The 5,974-nt window shown below is 57.4% G+C and carries 5 protein-coding genes and 2 pseudogenes; 4 read left to right on the top strand and 3 right to left on the bottom strand.

All coding sequences use genetic code 11. The annotated features are described in order from the left end of the window. Positions 1-443: cobalamin-dependent protein (locus ACOI1H_RS22955; protein WP_422440459.1), on the top strand; the 443-nt coding region annotated here is incomplete at its 5' end. A gap of 319 nt (positions 444-762) precedes the next feature. Here ACOI1H_RS22955 and ACOI1H_RS22950 read toward each other — a convergent pair. After that, complete coding sequence (locus ACOI1H_RS22950; protein ID WP_422440458.1) at positions 763-1,521, bottom strand: Crp/Fnr family transcriptional regulator; 759 nt, start codon at positions 1,519-1,521, stop codon at positions 763-765. 814 nt (positions 1,522-2,335) lie between these two features. Between ACOI1H_RS22950 and ACOI1H_RS22945 the strand changes: the two genes are divergently transcribed. Together ACOI1H_RS22945 and ACOI1H_RS22940 are read left to right on the top strand one after the other, a co-directional pair. After that, positions 2,336-3,094 (top strand): sulfite exporter TauE/SafE family protein, encoded by a 759-nt coding sequence (locus tag ACOI1H_RS22945; RefSeq protein ID WP_422440457.1) that lies wholly within the window; start codon positions 2,336-2,338, stop codon positions 3,092-3,094. A gap of 190 nt (positions 3,095-3,284) precedes the next feature. Continuing rightward, positions 3,285-4,679 (top strand): sensor histidine kinase, encoded by a 1,395-nt coding sequence (locus ACOI1H_RS22940; RefSeq protein ID WP_422440455.1) that lies wholly within the window; start codon positions 3,285-3,287, stop codon positions 4,677-4,679. 84 nt (positions 4,680-4,763) lie between these two features. On the opposite strand, the gene ACOI1H_RS22935 is transcribed toward ACOI1H_RS22940, so the two are convergent. Then, positions 4,764-5,114: a response regulator gene (locus ACOI1H_RS22935; protein WP_422440454.1), complete on the bottom strand. Its 351-nt coding sequence runs from the start codon at positions 5,112-5,114 to the stop codon at positions 4,764-4,766. 231 nt (positions 5,115-5,345) lie between these two features. Here ACOI1H_RS22935 and ACOI1H_RS22930 point away from each other — a divergent pair. Beyond that, positions 5,346-5,615, top strand: a pseudogene (locus ACOI1H_RS22930) (HPP family protein); the annotation flags it as partial. Here ACOI1H_RS22930 and ACOI1H_RS22925 read toward each other — a convergent pair. Then, a pseudogene (locus ACOI1H_RS22925) lies at positions 5,608-5,757 on the bottom strand (YeeE/YedE family protein); the annotation flags it as partial. The pseudogenes ACOI1H_RS22930 and ACOI1H_RS22925 overlap by 8 nt on opposite strands. Positions 5,758-5,974 lie beyond the last annotated feature (217 nt).

Genomic DNA, 5,974 nt, shown 5'->3' with positions numbered 1-5,974 from the left:
TCATCAGCAAGAAAAGAAAGCAGGCCGTGTTCGCGAGCGTGCCCGGCGAAGACCACACGTTCGGCGTACGAATGGCAGCGGATCTGCAACGCGCGAAGGGATGGGATGTCCATCTGGTGGTCAACGCCAGCGCGGCGGACCTGATGTCGGAGATCGTGAACTCGCCTGCGGAGATCCTCGGCCTTTCGATCGGTTCGAGTTCATCGATGCACGCGCTTTACGCAACGGCCCAAATGGTGAAAGAGCACCGCCCCGACGTGAAAATTCTCGTTTCTGGTGCCTTGGTAGGCCTCGACATTGGTCCCATCGAGCGCCTCGGCGTTGCGGCGCATGCAGATGAGTTCGAGCAGGCAGAAACACTGCTTGACGCATTGGTGGACGCCACCTCAATGCCGCGCGCCTATTCAGATGTCGTCACGGTTCTTGCACTCAAACCTCTTTGATCGACAGTCTGCGCCGTGGTGGCGGATCGAACGTCCGGCAAGCGACCCTGATAGCGCAGGTGGAGTGCCGACATCCACACTCTGACTTTGGCAGAAATCGCTGATCGCGATTTTTGCGCCGAACGACAGCAGCTCCCCTCCGTTGTTTTACCAGCAGGAACAGGGACCGGGAGCCCACTTCTTGGCTGGGCGGAGGCATCAGTCTCGCCGCTACCCTGAACCAGACTCTGAGTGGAGACCATGAATTGTGGCGTCGTCATTCCTGCGCTGGTCAAGGTGCCTAACTGCCTGCATGCAGTGTGGCGGTATCGTCTGGATATCAGCTACCGTGACGCCCTGAAACGACAGGCTTCAACAAATTTTCATCGAATTCTGAATAGCGATTGCGGAAGTTCAGCCTCTCCTCCCACGCTTTCCGTGTATTGAGGCGGACGTAGGGACGCGATCGCGTTAATTCGCCAGATTTTTCAAAACGCCGCACTAGGCGGTTCACATAGATTTCTGTAAGTCCCAACGCGTCGCCGATTTCTTTTTGCGAGAATGGCAACAAAATCCGATCTGAGCGCTGCAGGCTGCAATGATCGATCTTCGCCTTCAGTGACAAAAGAAAATGCTGTAGCCTGTCTTCCGCGGTGAAACGCGTAATGGCGTGCATGCGGTCCAGTAAAACAACGGTGTCGATGCTTGCTAACGACAGTAAAGTTTCAAAGAGACGTGGGTGCGTTATTATCAGTGCAAAGAGTTTGGTCCTGCTTAACAGGGTCACTGATCCACTAGTCTGCATCGTGGTCTCATGGGGCAGGGTGCCAACTCCTAAATCACTGAAACCGATCACATCTCCGGCCATGTAGATCTGTGTGATCGTCGTTCTGCCTGGGTCGGTCCGGACCCGGACGGCAGACCAGCCGGAACGCATGATCGCAATCCGGTCGTCAGGTCGCTCTGCGTCAAAAACCAAAGCACGACCTCGGCGTTCTTCGGGTTGCCTTTCGAGGTCTTCCAAAGCCTCCCGTTCCGGGATCGTAAGGTCCAATCGCGACAGACGTGACAGGAAGGCGCTGTGACTCTGTCGTTCCATCAGCACTTCCTTACACGCTCATCTTAACATTGGTGATTTATAGCAACCCTACATCAAAACAGTTTTTAATGTCACCTCGCCGATGTGGTCAGCATGCTGTGCATCGCGAGCGCGATGCCTTGCAAGGCTCGAGAAATCCTTCTGGTCGTAGTTAATTCAACATTTTCCCCAATGGGTATAACGATTGCGCCGGTTGCGTCAGTCCTGCTGGGTGTCGCGACTGTACCCGTCTGGTCAGCGCTTCTGGCACAATGGCTGTACGGCGAGATCACATCGCGCGCGACATGGATCGCCATCGCGCTGTTAACCGTTGGTTTGACGTCAACTGTAACGAACGAGGGTTAGGCCGCGCTCGCCGCCAACGGTCCGGCTGGTACGGCATGTGGGCTCGGGGTTGCCTTCCCTCTGGATCTGACGTTCGTCACGCTGCGCCATCACGCCACCCTGCCGCTATTTCTCTTCATCGGGCTGGCCTCACTGACGTCGGGAACGTCAGGCTTGCTCATGGTTGGTCCCGCACAGATGACGGACTGTACGGTTGTAGCCATTTTCGTCTGTGCTCTTCTGCTCCTACCATTGTCCTTTTTGCACTTGACGAGGCGTCCCGCCGCACGGCTGCCGCCAATGTTAGCCTGCTGCTGTTGCTGGAAACCGTTCTTGCACCACTCTGGGTTTGGCTTGGCACAGGAGTGGCATACACGCGGCGCGCTATGACGGGTGGCGCGGTGGTAGTGGTGACGCTCTCGATATATGTACTTGGCAAGCAAACTGGCTCAGAGCCGGTGTCCCGCGGTCCCGCACAATGGCAACAATTATGACTTATGCCGATATCCTGCTCCTTCTAGGCTCTGGTTTTCTGGCGGGTGCTGTCAACGCGCTTGCGGGCGGCGGGACGATCTTCACGTTTTCCGCGCTCGTGGCGATTGGGCTACCGCCCGTGACTGCCAACGCGACGAGCGCGCTTTCCGTTTTGCCCGGCCAGATCGCGTCGACCACGGCCTATCGTCGTGAGATCGCAACTGCATTTCGCCGCCTCCTCCCATTCTCGATCATCTCCGCAATAGGAGGCATTCTGGGCGGCCTGCTGCTCCTCAATACAGATGAGTCGGCGTTCCGGGCGTTGGTGCCATTTCTGATCCTGTTCGCCACGATTCTTTTCATGCTCACGCCACGAATCGCATCGTTTGGCGAAGGGCTTGCCGCGCGCCGCAAAAGCGACGCGCCCGGTGCTCTCGCCACGGGCCTGCAAGGATTGGTTGCCATTTATGGCGGCTATTTCGGGGCTGGCATGGGAATAATGATGCTGGGGTCTCTGTCGCTCACGGAAGGCCGGGACTTCCATGCCCTGAACGCCGCGAAGAACTGGCTTGCCTGCATCATGCAGGGTTTGGCCGTCGTGGTATTCATATTTTCCGGAGCCATCGACTACCGAGCCGTTGTCATTGTGGCTACGGCGAGCATCCTCGGAGGTTGGGGCAGTGTCGTTGTAGGTCGCCTCGTGCCGCAGCGCATGATCCGTTGGTTTGTTATCTTCACAGGCCTCGCCTTAAGTTGCTGGTACTTTGTGCGGTAACCAACGCGGCGGTTTTCGAGTCTCGCACCAGCCTGACTTTGCCCAAACGCGGGGCCCCTTGCGCCGACGGACCGCAATCCGGCTTGATCCCGTCATCTAATCTGTGGACATTGTCATGAGACGAAACGCCGCAGTGATGTCGGGCTAGTGAAACGTGCCGCCCGCTGTTCAGTAGACCGGAGGTCTGGAAATGTTAACAACGCCCCTGAATTGCCCTCCCGTCGATACGATGCTTCACGGGCTTCCTGTCAAGCCACTTGAAGCCGCTGTGCAAGCGGCGCACATCGGCGTCTGGCACTGGGATGTGCAGGCGGGCACGCTCAGCTATTCGGCTCTTGCACGATCCATCTTGGCGTTGCCGGATACCGGACCGGTCACCATGGACATGGTGCGCGCTCTGACACATCCAGAGGATTTGCCGGTCACGCGGGACATTGCGCGGCGGGCACTTAATCCGGATGTGCGCGGCTCGGAAGTCTATTCGTATCGTATCAACCGGCCGGATAACGGAGAGATGCGTTGGATCCAGGCGCATGGTCTGGCCCAGTTCGGGGTGGTCGATGGCGTCGAGACAGCGCTGACCTATTCAGGCTCGATCCAGGATGTCACGGAACGCCGCCTTCTGCGCGAGGCCTTGGCCGATCAGAAGGAACGCCTTCGGTTGGCGATCGAAGCTGGCAGCCTTGCAGTCTGGGATCTCGACATTGCGACCGATACAATCAGCCCGTCCCCCGAGCTGAACCGCCTGTTTGGCTTTCCGCAGGACGCCACGCCGACCGCGGACGATTTGCGTCGACTCTACGCTCCGGGGGAAAAGGAGCGCTTGCAGGCGGTCAGCGCGGCGCAAATAGCCGCAGGCAGCACGAAGGTGCAGAGCGAGGTGCGCTTTGTGCTGCGCGACGGTCAGGAGCGGACGTTCCTCTTGCGGGCCGACATCCAGCCCGAACAGCCTCCGTTCAAACGGGCCATTGGTGTGCTGATCGATGTGACGGATCGTGTCCGGCAAGAACAACGTGTCACCACGATCGCCATGGAGATGCGCCACCGGTTAAAAAACGCTTTTGCGGTTATTGCCGCGATTGCTTCGAGAAGTTGGCCAACACATGACCGGGATGAAGGGCTGAAATGGTTCAGAGGACGACTGCAGGCTATAAGTTCGGCAACCGACCTCATGTTCCAGCCCGATACCGAGGTCTTGCTAGTTGGGGACCTGGCGGACCGTATCGTCGCTCCCTATCGGCACCATGACCACGACCCCATTGTCCTTGAAGGATCAGATGTCGCCGTGCCGTCGGCGCTCGCGACACCCGTTGCAATGGCCTTGCACGAGCTGGCGACCAACGCCGTGAAATACGGTGCCCTTTCAGTCCCCGAGGGGCGGGTGACGATCCAATGGGAAGCGACCCCGGACAAAGGTATCAAAATTGTGTGGCAGGAAGCAGGAGGGCCTGCTGTCGACACCCCTGTGCGAAGTGGATTCGGTTCGACGTTGCTCGGCAGTGCCCTTTTCCCGGCACCACATCAGATTGACCATGTCTTCAATGGCGACGGTGTCCGATGCACGATCGTCTTGCGGCCAAGTTGATGTTGCAGGCCAGAACCTGGCCACAGTCTCGTTCACTTGATCGCGGTGGCGCTACCTCTGGAAGACGCAGCAGCTTGCGAGACGTTATACATAGCGACCGGCGATATCGCGGAGGGTCTGGCTGATCAGGCTGGTCTGGTAAGGCTTTGAAAAAAAGGATGCCCCAGTGGGCAGCATCATGTGATCGACGCCAGAAGCACCTGACGCCACAATTATCACAACAGGTGGCCAACGGTCGCGGACATAGGCTGCCAGCTTGAGGCCGTCCATCGAGCCAGGCATGTCAATGTCGGTAAACAAAATGCCGATGTCACGGTGCTGGTCCATCAACTGGATGGCCTGATCCGCTGAGCTGGCCTCATAGGTCTTGAAGCCAGCGTTGCAGATCATGTCCACGGCGTCCATGCGGATGAGAAACTCGTCTTCGACAATCAAGACAGCGGGCAGTCCTCGACTCTGCATGATCTAATTATTCCAACACGATCGTTCTTGATCCAACGTAAGTTAATCCTTTTTGGGGTCAAGACCAGTCGATGACCCCGACAGGCTGGTCGTTCGGGTTGTCGTTCCCGAATTTTTACTGCTCCGTTAGATCAGACAGTTCATTGCTGTGCTCAAGATGAGGGCGTACGAGAGTCCCGAAATGCCCACCTGAAAGGGTCTGGTCTGCTTAACTTTCGTTCATTCGGCCCCGCGGTCGCGCACAGTTCACCTGCTGAGGCGATACGCGCCGGACTGGGTGCCTTCATTGGCTTGGCACTTGCCGGGGCATTCATTTTAGCCCCGACCGTCGATCTGAAGCTAGGGCTGTATCTGGTGGCACCGTTCGGAGCCACGTCCGTCCTGCTGTTTGCCGTGCCGAACAGTCCATTGGCGCAGCCGTGGTCGGCCATCGTTGGCAATGTGGTCGCTGCATTGGTCGCTGTCATCGTCTGTACGTGTCGCTATCGCCATAAAGCACGTCTTCAATCGCGCCGAGCGTACAAAACCTTCCTAGCCGCGCGGCAAGCCCCAGCAGCACACCACCAGCCAACCCGATAAGCGCCAATGCTTGAGGTTCTCCCAGAAAATCAAGCATTAGAGTACCTCCACTTATGTCTACCGTACATCTTGCCCCGTACATCGGAAGCGGAAGTTTCAATCTGACCACAAAGCTCACGCTTGTTGCCAAAGATTGTCAGAACGCAAGTATGGTATACGACGCTGACTTCAAAACTCATCTCTCAAAAAGTTTCCAAGGGCGTAAATGCACTGTGCTGTGAACCCGCCTGAACTTGGAATCCTGCACCGTCCTG

Origin of the sequence: Loktanella sp. DJP18 (genome assembly GCF_049310965.1) — a bacterium.
In the GTDB taxonomy this organism is placed as follows: domain Bacteria; phylum Pseudomonadota; class Alphaproteobacteria; order Rhodobacterales; family Rhodobacteraceae; genus Loktanella.
Note: the sequence above shows the minus strand (reverse complement) of the source record. Positions and strands in the feature narration are given on the sequence as shown.

Excerpts from the sequence above, each read along its gene's own strand:
- ACOI1H_RS22950 (WP_422440458.1), bottom strand. The coding sequence starts at position 1,521 with ATGGAACGACAGAGTCACAGCGCCTTCCTGTCACGTCTGTCGCGATTG.
- ACOI1H_RS22945 (WP_422440457.1), top strand. The coding sequence starts at position 2,336 with ATGACTTATGCCGATATCCTGCTCCTTCTAGGCTCTGGTTTTCTGGCG.
- ACOI1H_RS22940 (WP_422440455.1), top strand. The coding sequence starts at position 3,285 with ATGTTAACAACGCCCCTGAATTGCCCTCCCGTCGATACGATGCTTCAC.